This window comes from bacterium (assembly GCA_017744355.1).
In the GTDB taxonomy this organism is placed as follows: domain Bacteria; phylum Cyanobacteriota; class Sericytochromatia; order S15B-MN24; family UBA4093; genus JAGIBK01.
The window spans coordinates 723,061-735,804 of the sequence record JAGIBK010000001.1; the positions used below are offsets into that span (position 1 = coordinate 723,061).

A 12,744-nucleotide genomic window follows, 5' to 3' on the forward strand; every position below is an offset into this window, starting at 1 on the left:
AGGGCCTCTCTGCTTATGTGTCTAGGGTCAGGCGCGAATGCCGGACAGGCTCAGGTCGAAGTGGCGGGCGACGACGCTCGGCAGGGGCTCGTCCCCGAAGAGGCCCTGCTCGGCAGGCCCCAAGGTGGAGGCGAAGAGGCCGATCACCAGGTGCAAGAGGATTTCCTTGGGGGGGAAGTCACCGCGGATTTCGCCCTGGCGCTGCCCCGCCTCGATCAGGTGCTCGAAGAAGCGCTGCATCTCGACTTTCTGGGGATCCTCGTGGGGCACGACGGGGCAGCGAGGGGCGGCCTTGCGGCGCAGGTGCTGCTCCATCACGGCGACCTTGTGGAAGGCGCGCGACGTCTCGGGGTACTCGGAGAAGAGGACCGCCATGCTCACGAGCAAGCGGCGCAGGGTCGCGACGGGAGCCGCCTCGCGCTCGCTGGGGGCGATGGCCTCCATCTCGGCCTTGAGGCGCGCGGTGAGCTTGACCCCGATGACCGCGAGGATGTCCTCCTTGCGGGCGAAGTAGTTGAAGACCGTCGGGCGACTGACCTTGGCGGACTGGGCGATCTCGTCCATGGTCGTGGCGTCGTAGCCCTTCTGCTCGAAGAGGGTCAGCGCCGCGTCTACGATCGACTGACGGCACTCTTCTTTCTTTTGCTCGCGATGGGAGAGCTTCTTCAAATCTGCGCCTGTTGCCATGTCCTGCTCCTCACGAGGACGGGGTAAGATATACTGAAGTCTATTTTACACCCTAATTGCCGCTTCGGCACGGGATTTCAGGGAATTCGCCCGCCTGTTTGGAAATCGCGAGGTATCCATGCACGACACCGCCATCACCCGCATGCTCAACATCCGCTATCCCCTCATCGGCGCGCCCATGTTTCTCATCTCCAACGTGGAGATGGTGGTCGCCATTGGGGAGGCCGGCGGCATGGGGACCTTCCCCGCGCTCAACTACCGCACCAGCGAGCAGTTCCGCGAAGCGGTGCGTGCGATCAAGGCGCAGACCAAGGCGCCGTTCGGGGTCAACCTGATCCTGCTCGGCAACGAGCGGCTGGAGGCGGACCTGAAAATCTGCCTCGAAGAGGAGGTGCCGGTCATCATCACCAGCCTGGGCAACCCCGCGCCTGTGATCCAGGTGGCCCATTCGCGGGGCCTCAAGGTCTTCTGCGACGTCACCAACCTCAAGCACGCGCAGAAGTGCCAGGCAGCCGGCGCCGACGCGGTCGTCGCGGTCGCCTCGGGGGCCGGCGGTCATGCGGGCACCATCAGCCCCTTCGTGCTCGTGCCTTATTTACAGCGATCGCTCGACATCCCCGTGATCGCTGCGGGCGGCATCTCGGACGGTCGCGGCATGGCGGCCGCCATGGCCCTCGGCGCGAGCGCTGCCTACCTGGGCACCCGCTTCATTGCGAGCACCGAATCGCCTGCCCCCGAGGCCTACAAGGCCATGATCCTCGAAGCCTCCCCCGAGGACATCGAGTACACCCCCGAGGTCTCGGGGCATCCGGCCAACTTCCTGAAGTCCAGCCTCGAAGCCATGCGCGCGCGAGGCGAGAGCGCCGGGGGCAAGCCCCTTCGCCCCTCGGCCTGGAAGGAAGTCTGGAGCGCGGGCCACGGGGTGGGCCTGATCGACGAGGTGAAGGGCTGCGGCGAGATCGTGAACGCCCTGATGGCCGAGTACGAGGCCATCAGGGCGGGACTTGCCAGCTTCAGTTGATATCGGGCGGGCTCAGACGAGCCGCTTGACGAGACGGACGCGGTTGGAGACGCCGGGGCGGATGTCCCAGGCGATCTCGTCCATCATCTGCTGCATGAAGAAGATCCCCATGCCGCCGCGCCGTTGCTCGGCGACCATCACCTCGACGTTGGGGGCGGCCAGGCGCTGCATCGGCGGCTGGAAGGGCGCCCCCCAGTCGGTGATGGTGATCGTCAGGGTGCCCCAGTCGTAGGTGACGTGGATGTCGATCTTGGCCGTGTCCTCGGGGACGCCCCGGTAGGCGTGCTTGACGATGTTGGCGCACGCCTCGACCACCGCAAGCTCGATGTCGCCGAGCGCCACGTTGGAGAAGCCCGCCTCGATGGCGATCTGGCGCACGAACTGGTGCATGCCGTAGATGTTCTTGAGGGCGTTGGTGAAGGAGGCCTGCGCGTCGATCGGACGTGAAGTCACCGCAATCATGCTCCCTCCTAGCCCGCCGCCACGGCGTCGAACGAGCGAACGGCATCAGGAACGGTCTCGAAGAGCCTGAAGTAAGGCCCGAACACCAGGGTCAGGGCCCGGGTGAGCGAAGGGTTCAGCGCGGCGATGCGCAGGTCCCCGTGCCCGCGACGCAGGTCGGACGCCACCGCGAGCAGGGTACCGAAGCCGATGCTCGAGACGTGAATCAAGCCGGAAGCATCGATGACGATGCGTTGCGAGCCCCTGGCCGCCTCGCGCAGGATTCCTTCGAACTCGCGCTCGGTCTGGTCGTTCAGGTAGCCCTCGGGCCGCATGACGACGACTTCTCCTTCGACTATCCAGGAGCAGCTCAAGTGATAGCTCGCCATGTTCGTTCCTTTCGATGATGTCCGTCCCACCCCTCGATTGAACTCTTGGTACCTTGCATGAATGTTGCGGCGAGGCTACCGACATTTTGAGATCGTCCATCCATGCAACTATAGACAATGTTACAATTTACTTGTTTGCCGCTTTGCAGAAGGAGACACGCATGGCCCCCACGAGCGTTACCCATCCGCAGGACTGGTCCACCTACTTCACCGTCATCCTCGAAAAGCAAGGCCGCGACAAGTTGCGTCGGGTCAAGACGCGCCTCTACGAGAAACTCGAGGCCATCAACGAAGAAATCGACGACATGGAAGAGCAAAAAGAGCTCTTCCTCTTGCCCGAGCACCCCGAGTTGGTGCCGTTCATCGATCAGCAGGTGGAGACCCTGCTCAGCGCGGGCCGCGCCCTCAGCATCCAGCTGGAGCAAGTGATCGGCCTGCTCGAAGAGGACGCCTCCCACAGCATGTGAGAATTCTCACACCCGGGGTGTTGCCCTGGTTGCCTGCTTAGCGGGCAAGGGTTGCTACGATAGCGCCACGACGAGACTTCGATGCGGAGGACGCCCGGCATGCCTCAAGACCGCTGCCGTCACTGCCAAGGTGACATGCACAAGACCAAGCGTCTGACCTTTCCGGACGGCGAGGTCAAACTGATCTACGAGTGCCGGATCTGCGAGCGCGCCTTGGTCACCTCGGAGCTCGCGACAGAAGACGTCCACACCTGATCGACGCCGCCACAAGCCGAGCGGCCCGCTCATCCCTAGTTCGGGACGAGCGGGCCGCTTAGGCGTGGTCGGATTTAGAGGGCCGGGAAGTAATGGGAGACGAAGCGGGCGCGGGGCGGCCGCTTGTCGCGCTTGCGCTCCTCATAGCCGGAATGCTCGTTGGGCGTGCCGGGCTCGATGATGTCCGAACCGGCGAGCGGGTAGCCCACCTGGAAGGTCATCGCCGGCAGCACGGTGCCCGCGGCGATCGCAGGCTGCAGCTTGGTGACCTCGGGCTGGGCATCCGGGTTGTTGGCAAGGATCTGGCTGATGGGATCGCGCGCCAGGTCGATCGGGCCCGTCTTGATGATGCTCGACGCGCCCATGGCCCGCGCCATGTAGGTGAGGACCGCCGAGGCCTTACCCACCGAGCGGTAGACCCAGTGGCTCTCGCCGGCCGCCGTGTTCGCGAGGATCACGCCGTTCTGAGGGTGCGTGTTCTGGAACTTCAGGAAGAAGTTGCCGAAGGTGGAGGCGAGCGACTTGTTGAGGCGCACCAGCACGGGGATCGAGAGGGGCTTGCCGGCGGCGTCCTGGATGACCCCATCGACGACCATGTACTTGCCATCGCGCAGGATGCGCTCGCGCAGGTAGGGGCCGATGTCCGCGGCGCGCAGGCCCACCTGACGGGTGGCCTTCTGGAGCTCGGCGTCGCTGAGCTCCTGCCAGTTGTCACCTGCGACCGAGGCGACGTAGGCCGGATCCTTCTTGGCGAGGTTCTGCAGGTAGTTGCGGACCGAGACGGCGGTCAAGAGGCCGCCCTCGCCGCCGGTCTTGGCCTCGGGGTCGGCACCGGCGCCGTAGAGGGCCTCGAACATGGCGCTGCCGATCATCGGAGGCGTCTGGTGGCTCCAGTGGAAGAAGACGAAGTCGACGCAGGCGCGCTCGTGGGCGGGAAGGGCCGCGACGGTGCGGGCCCAGAGGGTGTCGGTCTCTTCCTTCGAGAACTCGCGGGTGGGCGAGGCCACGCGCTGGGTCGAGTGAGCATCCATCAGCTCGTCGAAGCGCTCGAAGGAGACGGCCATCCCTTCGCGGGCATGGCCCACGACCATGACGCTGTCGAGGAGGTACTTGCCCGAACCGAGGGCCTCCGAGAGCTCGGCGACGGCCGTGGCGTCGTCGCCCGTCAGCGCGGCGCGGCGCTCGTCGAGGACCTCGCGCAGCAGCGCGGTCGAGGCGCTCAGCTCACCAGGGGCGAAGACGTGCTCGCGGTAGGTGAGCCCGCGGCTGAGAGCCGACATGGCGAGCGTCTCGGCGAAGATGCCGGCGTCGATCGACTCCTCACGGGCAGTCACGGCGAGGCCGTAGGGCTCGAGCACGTCGCCGAGGAGCGATTCGTAGTGGTCGCGGCGCAAGAGGACCAGGGCCGGCAGCTCGGTCTCGAGGGTCCAGCCGATCTGGGCGAAGAGACGCGCCTTGGCCGGGCCGTTCAGCTCGACGACGCGGGTGGGCTGCCAGTTGGTCGCAGACGGCGACCAGAAGCCGTGGTAAGCGACGCGGTAAAGGTCGTTAGGAGCGATCGCCCGCGAGGGGTCCAGCTCGGGCGGATTGCCGAGCGACGCCACCAGCTGCTCAAAGCCATCAAACTGGCTGTACTCGCGCTCCATCCGGCCGTCCGGCATGATGCGCCATGCATCCCCGCTCTCGGTGAGCGAGATCCGCGCCCCGTCGATCACGACCGGCTCGCCGGTGGCCTTGGCCTTGGCCGTGGCCTGTTCGAGCTCCGCCTCGAAGCGTTCGAACTCGGCCGCGAGGACGCGATCGCGCTCGGGCAGGCCGAGACCGAGCAGCGAGCCGGTGAAGGTGTTGGCGCGCATGTCGGCTTCGAAGCGGTGGAGGTGTTCAAGAGCGGGATGTATGGCGAGCATCGTTGTCACGGGTACTCCTTGCAAGCGAATGCGGGACAGATAGCGAGCACCTAACAAAACCAGGCATGTCACGGCTGTTGGCCGCGGTGGGCGGCTAAAAGGAACAGTTTTGTCAGGCGCTCTGCCCATGCTAACACACTCGGCCATGAGGCTCCGCGTGCTAAACTGGATCCTCACGCAGCAAGAGGAGACGCCATGACCCTGATGAGCACCCGCGACGGACATTCGATGACCATGCCCGCCACCGTTTCGAGCGCAGGCCTCGAAATCGAGAAGCTCGACAACACGCTCTTGGTCCAGGGGGCCTTCGGCATGACCGGCCTCTACCCGCTCGCGCAGCCCGAGTACGTGCGCGAGGGCAACGCCGAGCGCCACTGCAACATGTACTTCGTGCGGATTTCGGCGAGCGAGGCCACCCGTGAGAAGAACCCCGTCGTCACCGAGAAGACGACCTACGTCCTGCGCTATCAAGGCGAATCCCACCAGAACGAGGCCATGTGCGGCGTCTGCATCAACCGGGATTGCCCTGCCAACCGCAATCCGCAGGCGGTCGAAGCCGGCCGTCAGCCTGGCTTGCTGGTCTTGCCCTTGGGGTAGTCTAAAAAAAAGCTTGACACAACCATCACCGTCGGTTAATGTTGATTGTGTTGAGGGCGCATAGCTCAGTTGGTTAGAGCGCTACGTTGAAACGAAAGGTCTGAACTCGCTGGTTCGGATGTTGATATTTCAACAAGCAATCTTGCTTACTAGTGAGGCCCCAAATCCCGTAAGGGCGCATAGCTCAGTTGGTTAGAGCGCGTCGTTGACATCGACGAGGTCACTGGTTCGAATCCAGTTGTGCCCACTGTACCGCCAATTCTGGGTCTTTGACCGGAGTTGGCGGTTTTTCTGTTCAGAGCAGACTGAAGTATCCGCAGGGGGCGTTTCGGAGCCACCTCCCGCCAGCCGTCAAATGGGGGCATGCGATAATTCATCGGGAGGGGATTGCGGAATGCGCTCTCTCCCGTGAGGAGATACCCAGTGTCACCATCGCCGTACGTCGAGCAGCGAATCCTATCCGAGCTAGGTCGGGCACATGGCCCGATTTGCGATGATTGCCTTGAGAAGCGAGCGTCGCTGAGGTACCGTCAGCAGGCCAATCGTGTCGGCAACAAGCTCCTGGCCGAGGGCATTATCGGCCGAACCAAGAACAGGTGCGCATACTGCGGGACGATCAAATCCGTCAGCTGGTTGGCCCAGAGCATTCCCCCGGCGACCGTTGCAGAGCGGACGTCACCCTCACCACAACCGGCAATCTTGCTCGATTCGGAATCCCCTGTCGCTGCAGCGGCGGCCAAGCCGCTGACGTCATGTGACGGGAGTGAGTTGTTGCCAGGACTGCACGTTCGCTGGGATACGGTGCTCGAGTCCGACGGGCGTCCCTACAGGTTTCCCGCTTTGCCCACACCTGGAATGAGGGGCAAATACTCAGTTCCTGCCATCTATCGCTGGGTTCCGTACCGAACGGAACACGGAGACCTCGGGCGCCTTTACGTCGGCGAGGCCCAATGCTTGGTGGACCGAATCGGCAACTATCGAAACGGTGGCCCAAGGCAACAGACCTCTTACCGCCTTCGGAAACTCTTCGAGGGGCTGACAACCGAGGGCGTCACCATCGTGCTCGAGAGGCTGAGGTTCGATCCTTTTGCCGTTGGGGAAGCAGAGTTCTCGGAGAGCGACCTTCACGACAAACTATTCCGCCGATTCCTCGAGCACTTGATGGCAAGTTACTACCGCAAGCTTGGCTGGGACCTGATCAACGCTTGAGCGGTAGCGTCGCTTCCTAAATGGCGCAACGGTTGCCAATACCCGACGGCCCGTCTTTACCCTACTAGGTGACCGATGGCTCGTGTTCCGACCCCGTCCGGGTTCGGAACACCTGATAAAAAAGACCCGTCCACACCGTGACGGGTCATCTAGCGCCTGATAGACAGGACAACCTCCTTATTAGCCGCGAGGCGGGAAGGGATCCTTGCCGTGGCTGTCACGATAGCCAAACTGACCGTTCTTGTTGTGAACGATCATCTCCGTGCCTGCGTTACGGCTAATATCCCGACAACGGCCCACTGCATCGACCTTCACGTCGAAATGGCCGCTGCTTCGCTCCGAACCTGCACGGCGAATGTCCCAGCCCCCGTTTGGGTTGGGAACCACGTGATGGCTCTTTCCGTCTGCCATAGTTATCACCTCCTTTCTGCTGCAATTGAACGCTCAAACAAACGTTCTATGGCTTAGATTAGCATGCGATCAAGGGCTAGATCAACAGCCCCGACCTCTTGGCGTAGGAGATCGACCAAGGCCACTTTTCCGCCTTAAGAACTCCGCATCACGAGCCATCGTCATTACACCTACTCGACCAACCCGTGCTTCCTGGCCCACTTCTTCACCGTCGTGTCGGCGACGTCGAACCGGCGGCCGATCGCGGAATAGGACTCCTCGACCAAAAGCGCCGCCAGTTCCTCCTTGGTCGGCCTGGCTGCGATCGTCGGACGCTTCATCGGCTTGGGAATCGTCGCCTCGTCGGTCCCCCAGGTCGCCTCGGTAACCAGGGTGGCCTTCGCCACCGAGAGGTACTTGGTGTTGCGCTCGACCCGGTCGACCTTGAACCAGACGTCCTTGAAGACCGACCGACAGTATTCGCCCAGATCTGGATCATCGGCGTCGAGGGAGAGCAGGGCCTCCCTGAGGCGAGGGTAGACCAACTCGCGGCGGCAGAGGGCACCGATTTGCTGCTTGGTGGCCGAGATGTCCTCCTGGATCTGTTTATTGAGCTTGGCATAGATGAGCGGGGAGAGCCCGCCGTCGCGTTCGTCGATTAGGAGCGCCTCCGCCAGGCGATCGGCCTTGCCCATGAGTTCGGCAAGACGATCATTGAGCTGCCCGAGTTCTAGGTTGCTCTCGTCGAGTGCCAGCTCTTCCTCGGCCACGAGTTGGGGGACGAGTTGACGCATCAGGCGCAGGACAGCCTCGTGAGCCAGGTCCATCCGGTACAGCATCCCCTTCGCGCAGCTTCTGACGTAGCAGCCGTAGTAGAGGTTGCCATAGCCATATTTGGCCATCATCGGGGTGGCGCAGACCGGGCATCGCACGATGCCCGACAGTGGGTTCCGGTCGATACGGTCCCACTTCTCGCCGTAGGTCTTACGCTGCTGGACCGAGTGTTGGACGCGCTCGAAGACCTCGGGCGTAACGATCGCCGGGAACTCTCGGCTCTCGACCGTCACCGAACCGCGCTTGTTGCCATGGCCTCGCCGGGTGTAGTCGCGCCTCGCTACTTCAAGGCCCGCATACCGGGGGTTGCGCAGGATGTTCCGGACATTCTTGGAATCAAAGGGCTTCACCTCGTAGACCAGGGCCCTGTTGTAATCATCCACCTGCTCGAGTTGCTTGCGCCGAAACACATGACCCTCGCTGGCCATGATGTCGGCCATCTTGCGGTATCCATACAACCCGCTCGCCGCAAGCTCCCACAACCGACGAATGGCCGATTCCTCGTCGGGATCGATTTCGATCTTGCCCGTGCCCGGATTCCGGCGCCAGCCGAACGGGATGGCCCCACCGGTGAAGCCCCCCGCGGCCTGAACGGCCATTCGACCATCGACCATGCGCTTGCGGATCTTCATCCACTCCCGCTGAGCAAGGGCCCCGAACAGCGCCACCTCGAAGTTGTCGTCGGGATCCTCGAGATCATACTCGTCGTTCGGCGTCTCGATCTTGATGGACAGGGACCGGAAGACCGACCGGATGGTCGCGTCGACCAGATCGGAGCGTGTCATTCGATCGTAGTCGAGCATGAGCACCCGGTGGAAACGCCCCTCCTGGGCATCCGCCAGCATGCGCGTCACTTCCGGGCGCTCCAAGGTGGTTCCCGACTCCCCGCCATCGACATAGGTGTCGAAGACCTGGTAGTCCTTGCCGCGGGCGAGATCCTGCAGCTTGCGCTGCTGCTCGTGCAGGCTCGTGTTCTTCAGCTGACCGTAGGTCGAGACGCGGGCGTAGATACCGACCCGCTCCGAGGTCCCGATCGCCTGCCCGTGGAGAGACGGCGTTCCGATGTTGGCTGGAAGCATCGACGATCTCCTCTGAAATCATCTATTCATGCGCATTGGGACATTACCTCTGGTTCGCCGGAACATCCAGTCTATTGTTGTGTCGTTGGCGGCTCGACGGGAGATGCGACCACCCCCTGGAGCCGCTGGCGGAGCTGAGCCTCGAGTCGCTCGCGCACTGCCGGCTGACTTGCGAGGAGCGATCGCGCCGCCTCCCGCCCCTGCCCCAGCTGCGTGCCGCCGAAAGCGAACCAGGAGCCGTGTTGGGTCACCAGGCCGTGTTCGAGGCCGAGATCGAGCAACCCGCTTTCCTTGCACACGCCGCGACCAAAGTGAATCTCGAACTGTGCCTCGCGGAAGGGCGGCGCCACCTTGTTCTTGACGACCTTGGCCTTCACGACATTGCCATAGGGCTGACCGCCCTTCTTGAGGACCTCCGTGCGTCGCAGCTCGATGCGGACCGACGAGTAGAACTTCAGGGCGCGGCCACCGGTCGTCGTCTCCTTGGGCATCCCCCACTGCCGGTTCGAGAGGTTTTCCCTCACCTGGTTGATGAACACCACCACGGCCTTCGACTTGCCGAGCGCCGTCATGATCCGACGGAGCGCCTGGCTCATCATCCGGGCGTGAGCGCCGGTCAGCTCGTCTCCATCGCCGCCGTCCATCTCGATTCTTGGAGCCAGCGCCGCCACCGAGTCGATGACGATGAGGTCCACGGCCCCGGACATCACGAGCTCGGTGACGATGTCCAGGCCCTCCTCGCCCGATCGAGGTTGAGCGAGCAAGAGCCCGCTCAACCGAACTCCGACCGCTTGGGCGTACGTTGCGTCGAAGCCGTGCTCCGCATCGATGAACGCGCAGGTTCCCCCGCGCCGCTGTGTCTCCGCCATCAGCTCGAGCGCAAGAGTCGTCTTGCCGCAGGACTCGGCTCCGTAGATTTCGATGGGTCGTCCCTTGGGTAGCCCGCCAATACCGATCGCGTGATCCAGGGCCATGATGCCCGTCGGCAGGCTATCAATTGCCAAGGGCGCGCTATCCAGACGAAGAATCGCCCCCTTGCCCCATCGCTGCTCGGTTCTCGCGAAGGCGGTCGCCAGGGCGAGCTCTGCCAGGTGTGCCCGCAGTTCCGGATCGGCCTGGCCTCTGTTGCTGTCTGCTGCTTCCACTGGCTCCTCCCCTGCAATGATTCGTGGAACATATTTTCCATGAAATTATGTTCCATTTATCAGGCATCTGACAAGGGTTCTTGCGTTAATATCTCTTTATGAGGCCTGTGCCGAGGTGCATATGAGGGCCATGAAATGGTGCGAATGAAACCCCGCGGGACGTCTGACCTATCGTCACTTGAACTGGAACACATTTTCGACGTATAATCGCCCCATGGGCAGACACAAAAAAGAGCATCGTGAGCTCACCGAGCCGCTGTTGCAGACGCTCAGCTTCATCCGGGAGCGATGCGAACAGGGGCACGGTCCCCTGACCATCCGTGAGGTGGGCGAGGGCGTGGGGAAGACGTCGTCATCCACCATCTACCGCCAGGTGACGGCGCTCGCGGAGATGGGCCTGATCGTCTACCGTCCGGGCACCCAGCGCTCGATCAGCCTGCCCCATCGGCCGACCGTGGACGTCTCCTTCGCGAGCATCCCCGTTTTAGGGCGCATTGCTGCGGGTGTTCCTATCGAGGCCATCGAGCATGTGGATGAGTTCATCCATCTGCCCGACGAGGAGCTGGGGCGGGGCAGCCATTATGCGCTCAAGGTCCGCGGACAGAGCATGATCGAGGACCACATCTGCGATGGCGACATCGTGCTGGTGAAGGCCCAAGATACGGCTGACGAGGGACAGGTAGTCGTGGCCATGCTCGAAGACGGGAGCGTGACCCTCAAGCGTTTCTACCGTGAGTCCAATGGTTGGGTCCGGCTGCAGCCCGCCAACTCCAGCATGGAACCCATCGTGGTGCCCAAGGTGAGAATCCGTGGCGTGGTCATCTCCGTCCAGCGTCGTTTCTTGCGGTAACCATTTTAGATCCAAACGAGCACCAGGCATCTACTCGCACCTCCCCCACCAAGTGGCGCGGTAACGAGACCCTAGGCCAGTAGAGTCAGCACTGTTTCATCCATTGGCCTACGCGAACCGCGCTGGGTCCGAGCAGTGCCAGACGACCTGGCCGAGCACGCGCACGTCGTCATCGACCGCCACGGGGTGATGATCCTCGTTGGTGGAGTCCGGCTCGAGCCGGTACCGCCCCCCACGCTTGGAGAAGAGCTTGAGCGTGGCGAGGTAGTCTTCACCCTCGCGCAGGCTGGCCAGAACGATCGAGCCCTCCCTCGGACGACGATCGGGCGACAGTGTCTTCAGGAAGACCCAGTCCCCTTCCATGAGGCCCTGGCGATCGAGGCTATCGCCCTTCACCTGAACGCTGAAGTCGGCCGATCCCACCAGGAAGGTGGGCCAAGCCGTCACTGACAGTGGCTCGTTCGGCAAGTAGCCGGTGTTGCCGCAGGCGACCGGTCCGAAATGGGGAATCTCGCGCATGCCGGGTTCCTGGATGCGCACCTTGAAGCGCTCGAGTTCGCGGGCCTGATTCTCCAGAAGGTGGAGGAGTTCGGTGCGCGGATCGGCCTGCCGAGGCGATCCGGGATCCTGACCCGTGGCGAGCGCGACCAGGAAGGCCGGCTCCACCATGGTGGCCTTGGCCAGCTGAGAGAGCTTCTTGGCGCTCGGTTTGACCGGCTTCTTGGTCATGGGGTCGCTTCCGCGCTCGAGGTTCGAGACGTAGGCGGGGCTCACGCCCGCCTTCTCCGCGAGAGCCCGCAGCGAGAGTCCATGCTCGTCTCGATAGCAGCGGAGGAAACCTCCGAGCGGATTGCGATTGCTGGAATCCATAGCTGGCCCCCTTTGCAGCCCATCTTACAAAATTCTTGTCTATCTGTCTAGACATTGACGACTAGAGTAATTGACAGAGGATTTTTCAAACACTACTCTAGACATACGAGGGAGGGATACCGATGCGAACTTTCAGTCCCCAATTGCTGCGCCAGGCGCGCCGCGACGCCCGTATGAGCCAGGAGATGCTCGCGCGAAAGACGGGCCTCAGCCGTGCCGCGATCGCGGCGATCGAGGGAGGTGTGAACGTTCCGCTATGCAACACCCTCGCGCTGCTGGCCTGGGCCCTCTGCAAGACGGAAGCCTATTTTTTTGCCGATCCTGTTCAGACTACTGAACATCTCATGCCGATCGCCCGTAACGGCTGAAGAGAGGAGACGACCCATGTCACTTGATCCCCTGGCTCCGCTCAAGGCCCTGCTCCGGCAGCGGATCCGCAAGCTCATCGAAATCGAGCGCGCCAAGGCGATCCGGGCCGAGAACACCCCACCGAAGGAGACCAAGAACGATGAACAATCTCAGAAAACGGCCTGAGGCCTCACCCCAGCGGGTCGAGTTTCTCATCGGCCCGGATCGCGACGGCAAGCTCCGCGGTCGAACCCG

16 protein-coding genes and 1 tRNA gene are annotated in these 12,744 nt (G+C 62.9%); 9 read left to right on the top strand and 8 right to left on the bottom strand.

Translation table 11 applies throughout. From position 1 onward, the window contains the following. Positions 1 to 27: 27 nt before the first annotated feature. On the bottom strand, positions 28 to 687 hold the full coding sequence (locus tag J7643_03505; protein MBO9539640.1) for a TetR/AcrR family transcriptional regulator: 660 nt from the start codon (positions 685 to 687) through the stop codon (positions 28 to 30). A 118-nt stretch (positions 688 to 805) separates the two neighbouring features. On the opposite strand from J7643_03505, the gene J7643_03510 reads away from it, so the two are divergent. Then, entirely contained in the window at positions 806 to 1,708 is a 903-nt protein-coding gene (locus J7643_03510) for a nitronate monooxygenase (GenBank protein ID MBO9539641.1), read from the top strand. A 12-nt stretch (positions 1,709 to 1,720) separates the two neighbouring features. Here J7643_03510 and J7643_03515 read toward each other — a convergent pair whose 3' ends face one another. Then, positions 1,721 to 2,170: an ATP-binding protein gene (locus J7643_03515; protein MBO9539642.1), complete on the bottom strand. Its 450-nt coding sequence runs from the start codon at positions 2,168 to 2,170 to the stop codon at positions 1,721 to 1,723. An 8-nt stretch (positions 2,171 to 2,178) separates the two neighbouring features. Next, complete coding sequence (locus J7643_03520) at positions 2,179 to 2,538, bottom strand: STAS domain-containing protein (protein MBO9539643.1); 360 nt, start codon at positions 2,536 to 2,538, stop codon at positions 2,179 to 2,181. Positions 2,539 to 2,699: 161 nt separating this feature from the next. Here J7643_03520 and J7643_03525 point away from each other — a divergent pair, with 161 nt between their 5' ends. Together J7643_03525 and J7643_03530 are read left to right on the top strand one after the other, a co-directional pair. Then, entirely contained in the window at positions 2,700 to 3,005 is a 306-nt protein-coding gene (locus tag J7643_03525; GenBank protein MBO9539644.1) for a hypothetical protein, read from the top strand. 99 nt (positions 3,006 to 3,104) lie between these two features. Further along, a complete protein-coding gene (locus J7643_03530; GenBank protein MBO9539645.1) occupies positions 3,105 to 3,260 on the top strand; it encodes a hypothetical protein in 156 nt (51 codons plus the stop codon). A 74-nt stretch (positions 3,261 to 3,334) separates the two neighbouring features. Here the strand turns inward: J7643_03530 and J7643_03535 are convergent, their stop codons facing one another. After that, positions 3,335 to 5,176 (bottom strand): hypothetical protein, encoded by a 1,842-nt coding sequence (locus J7643_03535; GenBank protein ID MBO9539646.1) that lies wholly within the window; start codon positions 5,174 to 5,176, stop codon positions 3,335 to 3,337. A gap of 186 nt (positions 5,177 to 5,362) precedes the next feature. Here J7643_03535 and J7643_03540 point away from each other — a divergent pair, with 186 nt between their 5' ends. The 3 genes from J7643_03540 (at position 5,363) to J7643_03550 (ending at position 6,973) form a co-directional block, all read left to right on the top strand. Next, a complete protein-coding gene (locus J7643_03540; protein ID MBO9539647.1) occupies positions 5,363 to 5,764 on the top strand; it encodes a hypothetical protein in 402 nt (133 codons plus the stop codon). 173 nt (positions 5,765 to 5,937) lie between these two features. Next, positions 5,938 to 6,011 (top strand) — tRNA-Val (locus J7643_03545). 707 nt (positions 6,012 to 6,718) lie between these two features. Then, entirely contained in the window at positions 6,719 to 6,973 is a 255-nt protein-coding gene (locus tag J7643_03550; protein ID MBO9539648.1) for a hypothetical protein, read from the top strand. Between the two features lie 180 nt (positions 6,974 to 7,153). Here J7643_03550 and J7643_03555 read toward each other — a convergent pair whose 3' ends face one another. From J7643_03555 to recA, 3 genes are all read right to left on the bottom strand, one after another. Further along, on the bottom strand, positions 7,154 to 7,384 hold the full coding sequence (locus J7643_03555; GenBank protein MBO9539649.1) for a DUF2188 domain-containing protein: 231 nt from the start codon (positions 7,382 to 7,384) through the stop codon (positions 7,154 to 7,156). Positions 7,385 to 7,554: 170 nt separating this feature from the next. Next, complete coding sequence (locus tag J7643_03560) at positions 7,555 to 9,276, bottom strand: recombinase family protein (protein ID MBO9539650.1); 1,722 nt, start codon at positions 9,274 to 9,276, stop codon at positions 7,555 to 7,557. A gap of 71 nt (positions 9,277 to 9,347) precedes the next feature. Further along, positions 9,348 to 10,379 (bottom strand): recombinase RecA, encoded by a 1,032-nt coding sequence (gene recA / locus J7643_03565; protein ID MBO9539651.1) that lies wholly within the window; start codon positions 10,377 to 10,379, stop codon positions 9,348 to 9,350. 256 nt (positions 10,380 to 10,635) lie between these two features. Between recA and lexA the strand changes: the two genes are divergently transcribed. Then, positions 10,636 to 11,271 (top strand): transcriptional repressor LexA, encoded by a 636-nt coding sequence (gene lexA / locus J7643_03570; GenBank protein ID MBO9539652.1) that lies wholly within the window; start codon positions 10,636 to 10,638, stop codon positions 11,269 to 11,271. A 108-nt stretch (positions 11,272 to 11,379) separates the two neighbouring features. On the opposite strand, the gene J7643_03575 is transcribed toward lexA, so the two are convergent. Beyond that, entirely contained in the window at positions 11,380 to 12,141 is a 762-nt protein-coding gene (locus J7643_03575) for a helix-turn-helix domain-containing protein (protein MBO9539653.1), read from the bottom strand. A 122-nt stretch (positions 12,142 to 12,263) separates the two neighbouring features. On the opposite strand from J7643_03575, the gene J7643_03580 reads away from it, so the two are divergent. After that, positions 12,264 to 12,509 (top strand): helix-turn-helix transcriptional regulator, encoded by a 246-nt coding sequence (locus J7643_03580; protein MBO9539654.1) that lies wholly within the window; start codon positions 12,264 to 12,266, stop codon positions 12,507 to 12,509. Positions 12,510 to 12,525: 16 nt separating this feature from the next. Continuing rightward, positions 12,526 to 12,675 carry a hypothetical protein gene (locus J7643_03585; GenBank protein ID MBO9539655.1) on the top strand — a complete coding sequence of 50 codons (150 nt, stop codon included), beginning with the start codon at positions 12,526 to 12,528 and terminating at the stop codon, positions 12,673 to 12,675. Positions 12,676 to 12,744: the final 69 nt, after the last annotated feature.

Coding starts and splice junctions, on each gene's coding strand:
- J7643_03515 (MBO9539642.1), bottom strand. CDS start 2,170: ATGATTGCGGTGACTTCACGTCCGATCGACGCGCAGGCCTCCTTCACC.
- J7643_03585 (MBO9539655.1), top strand. CDS start 12,526: ATGTCACTTGATCCCCTGGCTCCGCTCAAGGCCCTGCTCCGGCAGCGG.
- J7643_03525 (MBO9539644.1), top strand. CDS start 2,700: ATGGCCCCCACGAGCGTTACCCATCCGCAGGACTGGTCCACCTACTTC.
- J7643_03560 (MBO9539650.1), bottom strand. CDS start 9,276: ATGCTTCCAGCCAACATCGGAACGCCGTCTCTCCACGGGCAGGCGATC.
- J7643_03580 (MBO9539654.1), top strand. CDS start 12,264: ATGCGAACTTTCAGTCCCCAATTGCTGCGCCAGGCGCGCCGCGACGCC.
- J7643_03540 (MBO9539647.1), top strand. CDS start 5,363: ATGACCCTGATGAGCACCCGCGACGGACATTCGATGACCATGCCCGCC.
- J7643_03520 (MBO9539643.1), bottom strand. CDS start 2,538: ATGGCGAGCTATCACTTGAGCTGCTCCTGGATAGTCGAAGGAGAAGTC.
- J7643_03510 (MBO9539641.1), top strand. CDS start 806: ATGCACGACACCGCCATCACCCGCATGCTCAACATCCGCTATCCCCTC.
- J7643_03575 (MBO9539653.1), bottom strand. CDS start 12,141: ATGGATTCCAGCAATCGCAATCCGCTCGGAGGTTTCCTCCGCTGCTAT.
- J7643_03555 (MBO9539649.1), bottom strand. CDS start 7,384: ATGGCAGACGGAAAGAGCCATCACGTGGTTCCCAACCCAAACGGGGGC.
- J7643_03530 (MBO9539645.1), top strand. CDS start 3,105: ATGCCTCAAGACCGCTGCCGTCACTGCCAAGGTGACATGCACAAGACC.
- lexA (MBO9539652.1), top strand. CDS start 10,636: ATGGGCAGACACAAAAAAGAGCATCGTGAGCTCACCGAGCCGCTGTTG.
- J7643_03505 (MBO9539640.1), bottom strand. CDS start 687: ATGGCAACAGGCGCAGATTTGAAGAAGCTCTCCCATCGCGAGCAAAAG.